The following is a 15,291-nucleotide window of genomic DNA, read 5'->3' on the forward strand; positions in this document are numbered from 1 at the left end:
CCCCGGATGGGGACGGGCATTCGCTGCGGGAAGCGGATCAGCCTTCGGCAGGAGCCTCCGGGCCGGGGTTGGCCGCAGCGCGGCCTTCCTGGTCGGCGTCCTCGAGAACCGGCTCGAGCGACAGCTTGCCGCGGTCGTCGACCTTGGTGATGCGCACGAGGAGCTTCTGCCCCACCGACACGACATCCTCGACGTTCTCCACGCGCTTGCCCCCGGCGAGCTTGCGGACCTCGCTGACGTGCAGCAGGCCGTCCTTGCCGGGCAGAAGCGAGATGAACGCACCGAAGGTCGCGATCTTCACGACCGTACCCAGGAACTGGTCGCCCACCTCGGGGTTGGTCGGGTTGGCGATCGCGTTCACCTGTGCACGCGCGGCTTCGGCCGACGGACCGTCGGTCGCGCCGATGTAGACGGTGCCGTCCTCCTCGATCGAGATCTGTGCGCCCGTCTCGTCCTGGATCGAGTTGATCGTCTTGCCCTTGGGGCCGATCAGCTCACCGATCTTGTCGACCGGGATCTGCACGCTGATGACGCGCGGTGCCGTCGGTGCCATCTCGTCGGGAGCGTCGATCGCGCTGTTCAGCACGTTCAGGATCGTCAGACGCGCATCCTTCGCCTGGGTGAGCGCCGCCGAGAGCACCGACGACGGGATGCCGTCGAGCTTCGTGTCGAGCTGGATGGCCGTGACGAACTCGCTCGTTCCGGCGACCTTGAAGTCCATGTCACCGAGAGCGTCTTCGGCACCGAGGATGTCGGTCAGCGCGGCGTAGCGCGTCTGGCCGTCGACCTCGTCGGAGACGAGACCCATCGCGATGCCGGCGACGGGCGCGCGCAGCGGCACGCCCGCGTTCAGCAGCGAAAGCGTCGAGGCGCAGACCGAACCCATCGACGTCGAGCCGTTCGAGCCGAGCGCCTCGGACACCTGACGGATCGCGTATGGGTAGTCCTCCCGGCTGGGCAGCACGGGCACGAGTGCGCGCTCGGCCAAGAAGCCGTGGCCGATCTCGCGACGCTTCGGGCTGCCGACACGGCCGGTCTCGCCCGTCGAATACGGCGGGAAGTTGTAGTGGTGCATGTAGCGCTTGCTGGTCGTGGGCGACAGCGAGTCGATCTGCTGCTCCATCTTCAGCATGTTCAGCGTGGTGACGCCCAGGATCTGGGTCTCGCCGCGCTGGAAGATCGCCGAACCGTGCACGCGCGGGATGACCTGCACCTCGGCGTCGAGCGGGCGGATATCGGCCAGTCCGCGACCGTCGATGCGCACACCCTCGGTCAGGATCCGGCTGCGGACGATCAACTTGGTGACCGACTTGTACGCGGCGGAGAACTCCTGCGGCGCGGTGGCCGGAAGCTCGCCCGACTCGGTCGCGGCGATCAGCTCGGCCTTGACGCGGTCCTTGATGGCGTCGTCGGCGTTCTGGCGCTCCTGCTTGTCGGCGATCTGGTAGATCCCGACGAGCTCGTCGTACGCACGGGCAGCGACGAAGTCGTAGGTCTCCTGGGCGTATGCCGGGAAGACCGGGTACTCCTGGATCTCCTTGGCCGCGGTGGCGGCGACCTGGCTCTGCGCCTGGACCAGCTGGGTGATGAACGGCTTCGCCGCCTCGAGCCCGGCTGCGACGACCTCCTCCGACGGCTTGGTCGCGCCGCCGCGGATGAGGTTCCAGCTGTGCTCGGTGGCCTCGGCCTCGACCATCATGATGGCCACTTCGCCGTCGGGCAGCACCCGGCCGGCGACGATGAGGTCGAACACGGCCTCGTCGAGCTGCTCTGCCTTCGGGAAGGCGACCCACTGGTCGGCGTTGTCGCCCTGGCCCGGGATGAGCGCCAGGCGCACACCCGCGATCGGCCCGGAGAACGGCAGACCCGAGATCTGAGTGGACAGCGATGCGGCGTTGATCGCGAGGGCGTCGTAGAACTCCCCCGGCGCGATCGAGAGCACGGTCACCACGATCTGGACCTCGTTGCGCAGACCCGAGACGAACGACGGGCGAAGCGGCCGGTCGATGAGGCGGCACACGAGGATCGCCTCGGTCGAGGGGCGTCCCTCACGACGGAAGAACGAGCCGGGGATCTTGCCGGCCGCGTAGGAGCGCTCTTCGACGTCGACGGTCAGCGGGAAGAAGTCGAAGCCTTCGCGCGGGTGCTTGCCCGCGCTGGTGGCCGACAGGAGCATGGTCTCGTCGTCCAGGTAGGCGGCGACGGAACCCTGCGCCTGCTGGGCGAGGCGCCCGGTCTCGAACCGGACGGTGCGAGTGCCGAAGCGGCCGTTGTCGAGAACGGCTTCGGCGGCGGTGATTTCAGGACCTTCCAAGAGGTCTCTCCTTCTTTGTTTAGACTCGCGGGCGCGTTTCGCCGGCGAGATCGTGCGAAGGAGCAGGAACAGGCAGATCTCAGCGCGCGGCGACGCCGCGTTCGCGCCAGCACTGGTCACCAGTCGAAGATCACCGATCGCCTGATCGGGAACCCACCACAGGGGACCAGCTTCCTGCCGGCCTGCTCCGTGAGCTCATATGGAATTGAGCGGCTGCCACGGGGGCAACCTCGACGAGCCTACCAGCGCGCCGGCGTGCGACCTAGGAACGCCCGGACAGCGCCAGCGTTCGGCGAGCCGCGTCGACCAGCGCGGCGCCGTACGCCGGCCCGTGGCCCACTGCGTGCACGGCCAGCGGATGAAGCTGGTGAACCGGGATGCGCTGGACCCATCCCTCCCGGAGCGGGTGGGTGAGCCGGTAGCCCTCGATCACCTCCTGAAGGTGGGGGCAGCCGAAGAGCTCGAGCATCGCCAGATCGGTCTCACGATGGCCCCCGTGAGCGGCCGGATCGATGAGCACGACCCCGTCGGGCGAGAACAGCACGTTGCCGTTCCAGAGATCGCCGTGCAGACGAGACGGCGGATCGTCGTCGTCGAACACACCGTCGGCGATCACCGCGCACGCCCGCTCGACGAGCGGCACGTCGTCCGCGGCGAGGTTGCCCGCGTCGACCGCGGGGCGGAGGAACACCTCGACGCGGTCTCGGGCGTAGAACGCACCCCAGCTGCGCTCGGCGGACGCGGGCTGGGCGAGCCGGCCGATGTAGAGCGGACCGTCCCACCCGTTCGGCGGCGCGCCGAAGGCGGCAGCTCCGGCGTCGTGCGTGCGGGCGAGAGCTCTGCCGAAGGCCCGGGCCGCATCACGGTCGGCAGGCGCGGTGGCGACGCGCTCGAGACGGATGCGCCCTGCGGCGACCTCGATCACCCTGGCGACGCGTGCTCCGCCCCGTTCCTCTGCCTCGCCCAGCCAGCGGAGCCCCGCCGCCTCGGCCTCGAAGAATCGCGCCGGCGCATCCGCCTTCTCCTTGACGACCTCTCGCATTCGACCATGCAATCACAGCCGCTCCGGCGAGAGGCCGCCGCTGTCAGCCGGGTCAGGGGGCGGGCTGGCGGTCGCGCGCGCCGGTGCCGCCGCGGCCGATGTCGACGAGGCCCGAGTGCTTGGCCAGCAGGCCGTCGCCGGCCGTGCGGCCGCGCAGCCGACGCCATATCCAGGGCAGCGCGTCGCGTCGGAACCAGGTGCCGGTGAGCACCGGGTCGTTGTCGGCGTGCAGGGCCGCATCCAGACCGCCGAGGGTCTCGGCGTCGGGAACCCCGAGCGCGTCGGCGGCACGATACGCGACGAAGCGGTGCCCCCGGCTGCGCAGGTGGACCTTGTCGGCGGCCCACATCTCCAGGTCGCCGATCGCGGGGAGCGCTTCGAGGTCGAGCAGGATCGCTCCGGTCTCCTCGGCGATGCGCCGGAGCTCCGAGTTGAAGGCGGCGAAGCGCTTGGCGAAGAGCAGCGCGACGCGACGGCGAGGAAGGAACGGCGTGACCAGCAGAACGTCGGCGCCGGCCGTGCGAAGGGCGCGCACCGCCACCTCCACCTCACGGGCGAGGCCGACGGGGTGCCCCTTCCGCGCGACCAGGTCGTTGGACCCCATGAGGATCGAGACGAGGTCCGGCTTCATCGCGAGCGCCTGCGGCAGCTGCTCCTCGGTCAGATGACGCACCCGACGGCTTCGGACAGCGAGGTTGGCGTAGTGGAAGGGACCCGCCCCTCCCCCTGCGTAGGCCAGCAGCTCGGCGAGGCGATCGGCCCACCCGCGATACTCGCCGGCGGCCATGCGCGAGGAGTCGCACAGGCCCTCGGTGAGCGAGTCGCCGAGCGCGACGAAGCGCTGCCACCTCGGCGCGGCACGGGTCTCGAGCGGGGCCCACGGCCGCGTAGCCGCTCGCGCGAGCAACGCGTCGTCGATGCGACGAAGGCGCCGCGCATCCTCGTAGTGTGCTTCGAGGCGTCCGACCATCGCCTCCCACGACCGCTCGCGCACCGACTCGTGGGCGGCAGCGGCGAAGGCCAGACGCTTGGAATCGTCGCCGGTGAGGTCCGACACGCGCGTGCGCAGGTCGTCGAGATCACCGGGTCGATACAGCCAGCCGTCGATGCTCGAGCGGACGAGGTCCACGGGTCCTCCCACGCCGGTCGCGACGACCGGAACGCCGCTGGCGAGTGCCTCCTGGATGGTCTGCCCGAAGGTCTCGCTCTCGCCCGGGTGCACGAAGACGTCGAAGCTCGCGAGCGCCTCACCTAGCGCGTCACCCGTGAGATGCCCGGTGAACACCGCTCCCGGCAGCGCCCGCTCGAGAGCGGGTCGCGAGGGTCCGTCGCCGACGATGACGAGGCGCACACCGGGGAGGTCGGCGAGCGCACGCAGGTCCTCGACCTGCTTCTCGGGCGCGAGACGCCCGACATAACCGACAATCGTCTTGCCGGGTGCGACGCGCTCCCGCCACGGATCGCTTCGCCGGGCAGGGCTGAAGCGATCCGTGTCCACGCCGCGCCCCCACAGTCGAACCCTGTCGACCCCGAGGCCGGCCAGCTGCGTCATCGACGACGTCGACGGCGCGAGGTTGAGCGTGGCCCGCCGGTGCAGGCGCGTGATGTGCGCGGCCACGAGGGACGTCACGTGGGGAAGACCGTACCGCTGTGCGTAGGCGATCACGTCGGTCTGGTACACGGCGACCGTCGGGATCTTCAAGGCGTCGGCCGCGGCGATGCCCTGCCAGCCGAGGACGAACGGGGAAGCGAGGTGGACGACATCGGGATCGAACTCGCGCAGCAGTGCGGCCAGTGTCGCTGCTCGAGCGAAGACCACGCGCACGTCGGGATAGGAGGGCAGGGGGACCGAGCGCATGAGCGCCGTGCGGGCGCCGTGCAGGTCGGCGTCGACCTCGCCGGCCTTCGGAGCGATGACCAGCGTCTCATGTCCGTGGTCGGACAGGTGGCGCAGGACGTGGAGGACAGACCCGGTCACACCGTTCATGTGCGGGAGGAAGGATTCCGCAAGGATCGCGACTCTCACGACTCCAGGGTGAGGCTCGCAGCCCGCGACATGAGACGTTCCCCGCGGTCGTCGCCGACTGTTCACCCGATGCACCTCGGCATGTCACCCGGCCGTCGGCGTTCCGTCGCCGTTCACCGGCGCCTGGTAGTTCTTCGCGCATGCTCGACGACATGCTGACGTCCCTCGCCGCGAGCCCGTGGGCTCTGCCGCTGCTGTTCGCGGTGGTCATCGGCGACGCGTTCCTCGTGATCGTCCCCGGTGAGGCGTCGGTGACCGCGTTCGGAGCGCTGGGAGTCTCGACCGGGCAGCCGCCGGTGTTCGCCGTCGTGCTCGTCGCCGCGGCTGCGGCATTCGCCGGCGACGCCATCCTGTATGCGGTCGGCCGCTTCTCCACCATCGAGCGTCGCCGATGGATGCAGACGCCCCGCGTGCGCTCGGCGATGTCGTGGGCTCACGCACGCCTCGACCGCAGCATGGCGGTGATCGTCTTCACCGCACGATTCATCCCCTTCGCTCGCCTCGCGGTGAACCTCACCGCGGGCGCCACCCGCGTGTCCGCGCCGCGGTTTCTCACGGTAGCGGCGATCGCTGCCACCGGCTGGGCGTCGTATCAGGCGTTCGTCGGCGCCGTGGTGGCGCTGCTGGTGCCGGGGGGACCCGTGATCGCGGTCGTCGTGTCCGTCGCGATCGCGCTCGCCCTCGGCGTCGCCGTCGATGTCATCCTGGCGGCGCGACGGCGAGCGGCGCCGTGATGAACCTCACTCGCCGGCGAGACCTCCCAGGAGGTGACCGAAGGAGCGTCCTTCACCGAGGTAGGTCGCCGGGTCGAACGGATCGGCCGAGCGGGCGACCGGTCGCGACGCGATGGCCTCGGCGAACTCCGTGGCCCCTCGGGTGATCCGACTCGACAGGGACGCCGCGTTCCCGTCTGCTCCGCCCCAGTCCCCCGATGCGGCGAACACGCCGGTCGACACGGGCTGGGTGTGCAGGTACGCGAACACGGGTCGGATGGCGTAGTCGATCGCGAGGGAATGGCGCGGCGTGCCGGCATTGGCTCCGATCAGCACGGGCTTGCCCGTGAGCGAGTCCGGGTCGAGCACATCGATGAACGATTTGAACAGGCCGGAGTAGCTGGTGGAGAAGATCGGGGTCACGGCGATGAGCGCATCGGCCGACACGACCGCGTTGATCATCGCCTCGAGCTTCGGAGGCGCGAAGCCGGTCAGCAGGTTGTCCGTGATGTCGTGGGCGTGGTCTCGCAGCTCGAACGTGTCGACGTCGACGGGGATCTCCCGCGAGCGCAGCTGCTCCACCGTTGCGCGTGCCAGGCGATCGGCGAGCATGCGGGTCGAGGACGGGTTGGACAGGCCGGCGGAGACGACGGCGATGCGGCGCGGGAGGGTGTCGGTCATCTCACGCCCCCTGTCGTGCCGCAGCGGCGCCGAAGGACGAGCCCGCCGCCGCGGGGACGTCCCGGTAGGGGCTCGGGCCCGAGAGGTTGTCGCCCCGGTTCGCGCGAGGCCGGGCCTCGCGGGCTCCCCCGGCCGCGGCGACGCGTGCCGCGTGCGTGGGAGCGTCGGGCACGGCGGCGGGTCGGTTCTCGGCCAGTTCCCGGCGCAGGACGGGCACGACCTCGCCGCCGAGGATGTCAAGCTGCTCGAGCACCGTCTTCAGGGGCAGACCCGCGTGATCCATGAGGAACAGCTGGCGCTGGTAGTCGCCGTAGTGTTCGCGCATGCTCGCGTACCGGTCGATGACCTGCTGCGGCGACCCGACGGTCAGCGGCGTCATCTGGCTGAAGTCCTCGAGCGAGGGACCGTGCCCGTAGACGGGGGCGTTGTCGAAGTACGGGCGGAACTCGCGCACGGCATCCTGGGAGTTGCTGCGCATGAACACCTGGCCGCCGAGCCCGACGATGGCCTGCTCGGGGCTCCCATGGCCGTAGTGGGCGTACCGCTGGCGGTAGAGCGCGATGAGCCGCTGATAGTGCTCCTTCGGCCAGAAGATGTTGTTGGCGAAGAACCCGTCACCGTAGTAGGCGGCCTGTTCGGCGATCTCCGGCGTGCGGATCGACCCGTGCCACACGAACGGCGCGACGCCGTCCAGCGGACGGGGGGTGGAGGTGAAGCCCTGCAGCGGCGTGCGGAACTGACCTTCCCAGTCCACGACGTCTTCGCGCCAGAGCTTGTGCAGCAGCGCGTAGTTCTCGATCGCGAGCGGAAGTCCCTGGCGGATGTCCTTGCCGAACCACGGATAGACCGGCCCGGTGTTCCCGCGGCCGAGCATCACGTCGGCGCGGCCGCCCGAGACATGCTGCAGCATGGCGAAGTCCTCGGCGATCTTGACCGGGTCGTTCGTCGTGATGAGGGTCGTCGCGGTCGAGAGCACGAGGCGCTCGGTCTGCGCCGCGATGTAGGCGAGGGCCGTCGTCGGCGACGACGACCAGAACGGCGGGTTGTGATGCTCGCCCAGCGCGAAGACGTCGAGCCCGACGTCTTCGGCGTGACGGGCGATCGTCAGTGTCGCGCGGATCCGCTCCGCCTCGCTGGGGGTCCGACCGGTCGTCGGGTCCTCGGTGATGTCGCTCACCGTGAAGATGCCGAACTGCATTCCAGGCCACGTGGTGTCGTCCACGATCTCTCCGATCCTCCGGATGCGGGTGGCATCCGATTTATGCAAGTGAATGTATCTTGTGGAACGCCGTACGCTCCAGGGTATTCCCGGCGATAGGGTGTCCTTCTCGACATGAGCGATGCCACCACTCCCCCGCCACCCGCGACCGGATCCGTCCGAACGTCCTCGGGCAAACGCCGCGTCCCCTTCTGGGACAACGCGCGGTTCGCATGCATCGTGCTGGTCGTGCTCGGCCACGCGATCCAGCGCCTCACCTACGACTCCGACATCGCGCTGGGCCTGTATCTGCTCGTCTACGCCTTCCACATGCCGGCGTTCGCGCTCATCTCGGGATACTTCTCGAAGTCCGACCCTCCCGGCAGGCGCCAGATGGTGCGCGTCCTCACCGACATCGTGCTGCCGTATCTCGTCTTCGAGGGCCTGTGGACGATCACCAAGCTGCTCGTCGAGGGGCAGGCGAACCCCAACATCACGCAGCCGTCGTGGACGCTCTGGTTCCTCCTGGCACTCGCGATCTTCCGGCTCGTGCTTCCCTACCTCGCCCTCCTGCGCTGGCCGCTGCTGTGGACGATGGTCATCAGCATCGGCGTGGGATATGTGCCGAACATCGACTCGACCTTCTCGCTCTCACGCACTCTCGGCCTGCTCCCCTTCTTCACCCTCGGATGGTGGGTGCACGAACGGGGTCTGGTCGAGCGCTTCGCACTGCTGCGCGTGCGATGGTGGGTCACCGCCGCTTCGGTGGCCGCCTTCGCCGTCGCGGGATGGGCCGCGTGGTACTTCCTGGACATCTGGCAGGCGATGGAACTGCGCCAGTGGCTGTTCTACGACGACGATTACGCCTCCATCGGCGAAACCGGGTGGTGGGCGGGCGGCGTGCGCCTCCTGCTGATGATCGTCGCGCTCATCCTCAGCCTCGCCTTCTTCGCGCTCATCCCGCGCGACGGCCACTGGTGGACGCACTTCGGCCAGTACACGATGTACGTGTACCTCCTGCACTCGTTCGTGCTCTACCCGTTCCGGGAATCGGGCGTCCTGCGAGGCCTCGACCCGACATGGCTGTGGCTCCCCATCGTCATCGTCGCATCGGTGCTCATCTCCCTGGGCTTGGCGACCTCTCCCGTACGAAAGGTGTTCCGCCCCCTCGTCGAGCCGCGCCCGTCGTGGCTGTTCGCGGATGCGACCCTCGCCGACGTGGGCCGTCGCGATGACCCGACCGGGTCACGCCGTGGTCGCAGCGGCTGACCGGACGGAGCGCACGACGAAGGGCCGCCCACACCGTGGACGGCCCTTCGAGAAGACGATTGAACGCGGTGGCTCTTATCGGCGAAGCCCCAGACGACCGATCAGCGCGCGGTAGCGCTCGATGTCGACGTCCTGGAGGTAGCCGAGCAGGCGACGGCGCTGACCCACGAGCAGGAACAGACCACGACGCGAGTGGTGGTCGTGCTTGTGTCCCTTGAGGTGCTCGGTCAGGTCGGTGATGCGCCGCGTCATGAGCGCCACCTGCACCTCGGGGGATCCGGTGTCACCGGGGTGCGTCGCGTACTCTTCGATGATCGCCTTCTTGACGTCTGCTTCCAGTGCCATAAAGTGATCCCCTCTCTGCTTGTTGCGCGGTGCCCGACGCCTGATGCGTGAGCTCTCTTTATCCGCGGCCGATCCAACGGCAACCGCAACAGTCTACCAGCGTTGTGCCGCCGCCGTTGACGCGACGACGGGGCGGAGGAGATGCGCTCCCCGCCCCGTCGCCATGCCGTGAGAGCGGCTCAGTCCTGCTGCAGCGAACCCTGCAGATCGAGGGTGATCGTCACGTCCTTGCCGACGAGGACCCCGCCGGTCTCCAGGGCGGCGTTCCACGTGAGGCCGAACTCTTCGCGGTCGATGACCGTCTTGGCGGTCGCGCCGGCCTTGTAGTTGCCCCACGGGTCGGTTCCGAAGCCGCCGAACTCGACCTCGAAGGTCACCGGCTTGGTGACGCCGCGCACGGTGAGGTCGCCGTCGACGAGGAAGTCACCGCCGTCGTAGCGCACACCCGTGGAGACGAAGTCGATCGTCGGGTAGGTCTCGACGTCGAAGAAGTCCCCCGAGCGCAGGTGCGTGTCGCGTCCCTCGTCGCCGGTGTTGATCGAGGCGACGTCGACGGTCGCGGTCAGAGACGCCGCCAGCGGGTTCTCCGGCGCGGTGATCGTCGCGCTCTTCACACCGAAGGTGCCGCGCACCTTCGAGATCATCATGTGGCGGACCGAGAAGGTCACCTCGCTGTGGGACGGGTCGAGGACCCAGGTCCCCGCCTTGTAGCCGGGAACCTCGATCGTGGTCGTTTCGGTCATCGTCATCCTTCGTGTCGTTGTCCAGCCGCCGCCGCGACGGCTCAGGGGTCTCAACGCCATTCCGCGCCGTCTATTCCCGTGAATGAAAAAAGAAGCGGATGCAACCGCATCCGCTTCTTTCTCAGGTCTGTCAGCCGACCTGCATGAGGTCGATCACGAAGATGAGCGTCTTGCCGCCGAGGAAGTGGCCGCCGGCGGGGCCGTAGGCGAGGTGCGGCGGAATGACGAGCTCGCGACGCCCGCCGGCCTTCATGCCCGGAATGCCGTCCTGCCAGCCCTGGATGAGACCGCGCAGCGGGAACTGGATCGTCTCACCGCGGTTCCAGGACGAGTCGAACTCCTCCCCGCTGTCGTACTCGACGCCGACGTAGTGAACGGTGACGGTGTCACCAGGCTTGGCCTCGGCGCCGTCTCCGACGACGATGTCGCGGACGACGAGCTCCGCAGGAGCCGGCCCCTGAGGAGCGTCGATCTCGGGCTTGGTGAGGTCTGCAGTCATGTGTCCATCCAAACACGTCGCGCGCGGCGCCGGGTGCCGGAACGACGGCTCTTGACACCCCGAAAGCACAAGGGCATCCTGAGATCAGACCAACTCAGCGCTCGGGAGACACGCAGGCATCGCCGCGGCACCGGGCGCTGAGTCTTTCGCGTCAGGGCGCGAACATCGCCGCTCGCGCGGCCGTGGTGCGATGCAGCAGCACCTGCTCATCCTGTGCGGCGTGGGGGTCGCGGCCGCTGATGGCACGCTGGCGCGCGGCGGCGAGCGCCGTCGCGTCGCGGATGAACCCCTTCATGATCTCGGTGCGATCGCCCCGGAGGGTGCCGGCCCACTGGAGGGCCGCCTTGCGTCCGCGTCCGGTTGCGACCATGTCGACCTCCTGCTCGGTGAACCACCCTGCCGCCGCGTAGTCGGCCAACCGGGTGCGGGTCAGCCGCGCCTCCTCGCGCCGCAGCGCCACCAGACCGAGGATGAACACGATGAACAGCGGGACCTGAAGGGTCAGGTAGAGAGCGAAGAAGTCGCCGAACACGGCAGAGCCGTTCCAGAACGCGTGCAGCAGCACGGCTCCGCCGAGCCCGAGCAGCCACGGGCCGAAGGCCGCTCCCGCGCGGGCACCCCGGCGCGCGGCCAGGCCCAGCGCGAAGCCGGTGACACTCGTGAACATCACGTGCGCGAACGGTGACAGGATGCCTCGCACGAAGAACGTCGCGGTGGTGTCGGCGGCTCCGCCCTCGATGAAGCTCACGGCGAAGTACTGGATGTTCTCGGTGAAGGCGAATCCCGCGCCGACCAGCGCGCCGTACACGATGCCGTCGACGGGACCGTCGAAGGCCCGCCGCGCGCTCAGGAAGATCACGTACACCCCGAGCCCCTTGGCGACCTCCTCGACGATCGGCGCCTGGACCACGGGGGCGACGACGTCGGCGACGAAGGACGAGTCCGGCCCGAAGGCGAAGAGCAGAGCGAGATCGAACCCGAGCGTGATGCCGATCGCGACGAAGGCGCCCCACGCGATCGCGGCGGCGACCAGACCCTTCGGCTCGGGCTCCCAGCGATCGATGATTCGCACCGCGAAGAAGACGACGGCGAGAGGGACGAACGCCAGGATCATGCCGATGACCGAGGCGACGGGGCCGAGGGCGTTGAGGAAATAGCCCACGACGGCGACCGCCACCAGCACGACCACGCCGAGCACCCACAACGGCGCCGAGCGACCGGAGCGCGGCGACACGGCACGCCCCTGCGGCATCGGAGCGGCGGGGGCGTCGGCGCGCGGGATCGGCGCGCCCGATGCCACGTCGGGCTGCTCGAACGGCGAGTGGAAGGGAGGGGGCGTCAGCGACGGGCGCGACGGATCGGACGACGGCGCGGAATGCGTCATGGACACAGCCTACGGGCGACCGTGACCGCACCCTCGGCGATAGCCTTGAGATCATGCGCTTCGCCCACGTCGTCCGTCCCGGGTCATCGGAGCCCCGCCTGGTCGTCGCCGACGCCGACGCCGTGATCGAGGTGGCGGAGCTGTTCGAGGGCGCGCCGCGCACCCTCGAGGAGCTCATCGCCGGCGGCGACGAGCTCCTGAGGCGCATCCGCACCGCCACGGCCTCGCCGAGCGGAACGCGGCACCCGATCGCGGGCCTCTCCTTCGCGCCCGCTGTGCTGACGCCGCCGGTGATCCTCGCGATCGGCCTCAACTACGCCGCCCACTCGAGCGAACTGGGGCTGAAGACCGATTCGACGCCGACGGTGTTCGTGCTCTGGCCGAACTCGCTGGCCGGTCATGAGGGCACCACCAGCTGGCCACGGGCACTCAGCGAGTCCGTGGACTACGAAGCCGAGCTCGGTGTCATCATCGGCACCCCCGCGAAGGATGTCTCACCCGAAGACGCCCTCTCGCACGTCTGGGGCTACACCGTCGTCAACGACATCACCGCGCGCGACATCCAGTACTCCGAGGCCCAGTGGTCGCGGTGCAAGTCGTTCGACGGCTTCACGCCGGTCGGTCCGTTCGCCGTCACCGCCGACGAAGTGCCCGATCCGCAGAACCTGCACATCTGGACCCGGCTCGACGGCCACCTCCTGCAGGACGGCTCGACGGGGCAGATGGTGCGCCCCGTCGCGACGCTCGTCTCGCACCTGTCCCGCGCCGCCACCCTCCTGCCCGGCACGCTCATCTCGACCGGAAGCCCGGGAGGCGCCGGCTATTCACGCGACCCGCAGGTCTTCCTGCGCGATCGCTCCACCGTCACCGTCGGGATCGACGGGATCGGCGAGCTGACGACCCACTGCCGCATCCTCGACTGACGAGCGGTCAGCCGCACGTGATGACGGTGCCGTCCGTGAGCTCCCACACGCCCGGTCCGAGCTCTCCGCAGGCGGCGAGGAGCGGGCCGAGGGCGGCGATCAGCACGACGGCGATGATGATCCCGATCACCATCAGAACGGAGCTGATGATGATGGCGGCGACGGCGAAGCCGTTCTTCGCACCGGCCTTGCGGCTCTGCACGAGCGCGACGATGCCGAGGATGAGGGCGACGAACTGCACGAAGAACGAGAGCACCAGCGCGACGATGCCGAGGGTCTTCCCGGGCGTCGGGGCGGAGGACGGGGCGGGCGCGTCGTGCGCCCCGTCCGCCGCCGGAGGCGCCGGAGGATAACCGCCGGGCTGGGCAGGCGGAGGATACGCACTCGACGGCTCACGCGGCGTCGCGGCGTCGTCGCCACGGGATGACGGGGGTACGGGGTTCTGCGGATCGGACACGGTCTTCCTCCCTCGCGGCCGCGCGGTGCGGCGTCGTTCCTCGGAACGCTATCGGTCCCGTGTGACCGGCGGCAACGGATCAGCCGCGACACTCCCCTCGGCGCTGACGTCGCGGCCGCGCGAATCCGCCGGGGAGACGAGGTTCTCGGCCGGCTGCGCGATCGGGATCGCCGACGTCACCGCCTCGAGGCCCGACAGACGGGCCGGCGAGAGCTGCTTGGCCACCTCCTCGCGGGTCATGAGCTCCGCTTCGACCACCAGATCGGCGATGTTGCGCCCCGTCAGCAGAGCCGTCTTCGCCAGCGCCGCCGACGCCGCATAGCCGATGAACGGTGTGAGGGCCGTCACCACCCCGACCGAGGCGCCCACCATCGCACCGAGACGGTCGGTGTTCGCCGTGATGCCGTCGATGCAGTTGACCCTCAGGGTGTGCATGCCGCGTCGCATCCAGGTGATCGACTGGAAGATCGAGTGCGCGATGATCGGCTCGAAGGCGTTCAGCTGCAGCTGGCCGCCCTCCACCGCCATCGTGACCGTGGTGTCCGCGCCGGCGACGGCGAAGGCGATCTGGTTCACGACCTCCGGGATCACGGGGTTCACCTTGCCCGGCATGATGCTCGAGCCGGCCTGTCGCGGAGGAAGGTTGATCTCTCCCAGGCCGGCCTGCGGACCCGACGACAGCAGACGCAGGTCGTTGCAGATCTTCGACAGCTTGATCGCGTTGCGTTTGAGCGACGCCGAGAAGGACATGAACGAGCCGGTGTCGCTGGTCGATTCGACGAGGTCGGTGGCGAGCTCGAGATCCAGTCCGGTGATCGCGCGCAGATGGCGCAGGACGGCCGGGGAATACCCCGGGTGGGTCGTGATCCCGGTGCCGATCGCCGTGGCCCCCATGTTGATCTCGAACATCAGGTACGCGTTCTCGGTGAGCCGCTTGTGGTCCTCCCCCAGGGTCGTGGCGAACCCGTGGAACTCCTGCCCGAGGGTCATGGGAACCGCATCCTGCAGCTGCGTTCGCCCCACCTTGAGGATGTCGTGGAACTCGGCGGCCTTGTCGAGGAACGACCGGCGCAGCAGGTCGAGTTCTTCCAGCAGGCTCCGCAGGTCCAGGCTCAGCCCGATCTTCACCGCCGTCGGGTAGACGTCGTTCGTGGACTGCGACCGGTTGGTGTGGTCGATCGGCGAGAGGAACGCGTAGTCCCCCTTCTCACGTCCCGCCATCTCGAGGGCGATGTTGGTGATGACCTCGTTGGCGTTCATGTTCGTCGACGTGCCCGCGCCGCCCTGCACGACGCCGACCACGAACTGGTCGTGGAAGTCGCCGTCGATGACCCGCTGGGCGGCACGATCGATCAGGTCGGCGCGCTCGGCGTTCAGCACGCCGATCTCACGGTTCGCCCGCGCTGACGCCTGCTTGACCATCGCGAGCGCGATCACCAGATCCTTGTAGACCGAGATGGGACGCTTCGAGATCGGGAAGTTCTCCATCGCCCGGGCGGTGTGGATCCCCCAGTAGGCATCGATCGGGATCTCGAGGGATCCCAGCGAATCGGTCTCGATACGGGTGCGCGTCGTCGCGTCCTGGGCCATGGGTCATCCTCGTGGGTCGGCACGGCAAGGTGGAACGATGCCGAGCCTACTCGGCCCCCGTAGCGACCCGGATGGACATCGCGGCGGGACCGACCATGGCCGCTGTA

At 69.1% G+C, this 15,291-nt stretch carries 14 protein-coding genes; 3 read left to right on the forward strand and 11 right to left on the reverse strand.

Translation table 11 applies throughout. From position 1 onward, the window contains the following. Window positions 1-37: 37 nt before the first annotated feature. From B3S45_RS13575 to B3S45_RS13585, 3 genes are all read right to left on the reverse strand, one after another. On the reverse strand, window positions 38-2,314 hold the full coding sequence (locus tag B3S45_RS13575; RefSeq protein WP_286721249.1) for a polyribonucleotide nucleotidyltransferase: 2,277 nt from the start codon (window positions 2,312-2,314) through the stop codon (window positions 38-40). Between the two features lie 262 nt (window positions 2,315-2,576). Then, entirely contained in the window at window positions 2,577-3,356 is a 780-nt protein-coding gene (locus B3S45_RS13580) for a fructosamine kinase family protein (RefSeq protein WP_286721251.1), read from the reverse strand. A gap of 52 nt (window positions 3,357-3,408) precedes the next feature. Continuing rightward, window positions 3,409-5,382, reverse strand: coding sequence for a glycosyltransferase (locus B3S45_RS13585; RefSeq protein ID WP_286721252.1), 1,974 nt, complete (start codon window positions 5,380-5,382; stop codon window positions 3,409-3,411). A gap of 152 nt (window positions 5,383-5,534) precedes the next feature. Between B3S45_RS13585 and B3S45_RS13590 the strand changes: the two genes are divergently transcribed. Continuing rightward, a complete protein-coding gene (locus tag B3S45_RS13590) occupies window positions 5,535-6,116 on the forward strand; it encodes a DedA family protein (protein WP_286721254.1) in 582 nt (193 codons plus the stop codon). Window positions 6,117-6,122: 6 nt separating this feature from the next. On the opposite strand, the gene B3S45_RS13595 is transcribed toward B3S45_RS13590, so the two are convergent. Both B3S45_RS13595 and B3S45_RS13600 read right to left on the reverse strand, forming a co-directional pair. Further along, entirely contained in the window at window positions 6,123-6,776 is a 654-nt protein-coding gene (locus B3S45_RS13595) for an FMN reductase (protein ID WP_286721256.1), read from the reverse strand. 1 nt (window position 6,777) lies between these two features. Beyond that, window positions 6,778-7,974: an LLM class flavin-dependent oxidoreductase gene (locus tag B3S45_RS13600; RefSeq protein ID WP_071045686.1), complete on the reverse strand. Its 1,197-nt coding sequence runs from the start codon at window positions 7,972-7,974 to the stop codon at window positions 6,778-6,780. 135 nt (window positions 7,975-8,109) lie between these two features. On the opposite strand from B3S45_RS13600, the gene B3S45_RS13605 reads away from it, so the two are divergent. Then, a complete protein-coding gene (locus tag B3S45_RS13605) occupies window positions 8,110-9,243 on the forward strand; it encodes an acyltransferase family protein (RefSeq protein WP_286721258.1) in 1,134 nt (377 codons plus the stop codon). Window positions 9,244-9,318: 75 nt separating this feature from the next. Here B3S45_RS13605 and rpsO read toward each other — a convergent pair whose 3' ends face one another. The 4 genes from rpsO to B3S45_RS13625 all read right to left on the reverse strand — a co-directional run bounded on the left by rpsO (window position 9,319) and on the right by B3S45_RS13625 (window position 12,214). Then, on the reverse strand, window positions 9,319-9,588 hold the full coding sequence (gene rpsO, locus B3S45_RS13610) for a 30S ribosomal protein S15 (RefSeq protein ID WP_071045685.1): 270 nt from the start codon (window positions 9,586-9,588) through the stop codon (window positions 9,319-9,321). Between the two features lie 179 nt (window positions 9,589-9,767). Further along, on the reverse strand, window positions 9,768-10,331 hold the full coding sequence (locus B3S45_RS13615) for a YceI family protein (protein WP_071045684.1): 564 nt from the start codon (window positions 10,329-10,331) through the stop codon (window positions 9,768-9,770). Between the two features lie 130 nt (window positions 10,332-10,461). Next, window positions 10,462-10,830, reverse strand: coding sequence for an FKBP-type peptidyl-prolyl cis-trans isomerase (locus tag B3S45_RS13620; RefSeq protein WP_071045683.1), 369 nt, complete (start codon window positions 10,828-10,830; stop codon window positions 10,462-10,464). 151 nt (window positions 10,831-10,981) lie between these two features. Beyond that, on the reverse strand, window positions 10,982-12,214 hold the full coding sequence (locus B3S45_RS13625) for a PrsW family intramembrane metalloprotease (RefSeq protein WP_286721260.1): 1,233 nt from the start codon (window positions 12,212-12,214) through the stop codon (window positions 10,982-10,984). Window positions 12,215-12,267: 53 nt separating this feature from the next. On the opposite strand from B3S45_RS13625, the gene B3S45_RS13630 reads away from it, so the two are divergent. After that, window positions 12,268-13,137: a fumarylacetoacetate hydrolase family protein gene (locus B3S45_RS13630; protein WP_286721261.1), complete on the forward strand. Its 870-nt coding sequence runs from the start codon at window positions 12,268-12,270 to the stop codon at window positions 13,135-13,137. Window positions 13,138-13,144: 7 nt separating this feature from the next. Here B3S45_RS13630 and B3S45_RS13635 read toward each other — a convergent pair whose 3' ends face one another. Continuing rightward, on the reverse strand, window positions 13,145-13,594 hold the full coding sequence (locus tag B3S45_RS13635; RefSeq protein WP_286721263.1) for a DUF4190 domain-containing protein: 450 nt from the start codon (window positions 13,592-13,594) through the stop codon (window positions 13,145-13,147). Between the two features lie 48 nt (window positions 13,595-13,642). Next, window positions 13,643-15,184 (reverse strand): aspartate ammonia-lyase, encoded by a 1,542-nt coding sequence (locus tag B3S45_RS13640; RefSeq protein ID WP_194383402.1) that lies wholly within the window; start codon window positions 15,182-15,184, stop codon window positions 13,643-13,645. Between the last annotated feature and the right edge of the window lie 107 nt (window positions 15,185-15,291).

The sequence above is a fragment of the Microbacterium sp. UBA1612 genome (genome assembly GCF_002321605.1).
Lineage (GTDB): Bacteria > Actinomycetota > Actinomycetes > Actinomycetales > Microbacteriaceae > Microbacterium > Microbacterium luteum.

Excerpts from the sequence above, each read along its gene's own strand:
- rpsO (WP_071045685.1), bottom strand. The coding sequence starts at position 9,588 with ATGGCACTGGAAGCAGACGTCAAGAAGGCGATCATCGAAGAGTACGCG.
- B3S45_RS13590 (WP_286721254.1), top strand. The coding sequence starts at position 5,535 with ATGCTGACGTCCCTCGCCGCGAGCCCGTGGGCTCTGCCGCTGCTGTTC.
- B3S45_RS13630 (WP_286721261.1), top strand. The coding sequence starts at position 12,268 with ATGCGCTTCGCCCACGTCGTCCGTCCCGGGTCATCGGAGCCCCGCCTG.
- B3S45_RS13580 (WP_286721251.1), bottom strand. The coding sequence starts at position 3,356 with ATGCGAGAGGTCGTCAAGGAGAAGGCGGATGCGCCGGCGCGATTCTTC.
- B3S45_RS13595 (WP_286721256.1), bottom strand. The coding sequence starts at position 6,776 with ATGACCGACACCCTCCCGCGCCGCATCGCCGTCGTCTCCGCCGGCCTG.
- B3S45_RS13625 (WP_286721260.1), bottom strand. The coding sequence starts at position 12,214 with ATGACGCATTCCGCGCCGTCGTCCGATCCGTCGCGCCCGTCGCTGACG.
- B3S45_RS13640 (WP_194383402.1), bottom strand. The coding sequence starts at position 15,184 with ATGGCCCAGGACGCGACGACGCGCACCCGTATCGAGACCGATTCGCTG.
- B3S45_RS13620 (WP_071045683.1), bottom strand. The coding sequence starts at position 10,830 with ATGACTGCAGACCTCACCAAGCCCGAGATCGACGCTCCTCAGGGGCCG.
- B3S45_RS13615 (WP_071045684.1), bottom strand. The coding sequence starts at position 10,331 with ATGACCGAAACGACCACGATCGAGGTTCCCGGCTACAAGGCGGGGACC.
- B3S45_RS13605 (WP_286721258.1), top strand. The coding sequence starts at position 8,110 with ATGAGCGATGCCACCACTCCCCCGCCACCCGCGACCGGATCCGTCCGA.
- B3S45_RS13600 (WP_071045686.1), bottom strand. The coding sequence starts at position 7,974 with ATGCAGTTCGGCATCTTCACGGTGAGCGACATCACCGAGGACCCGACG.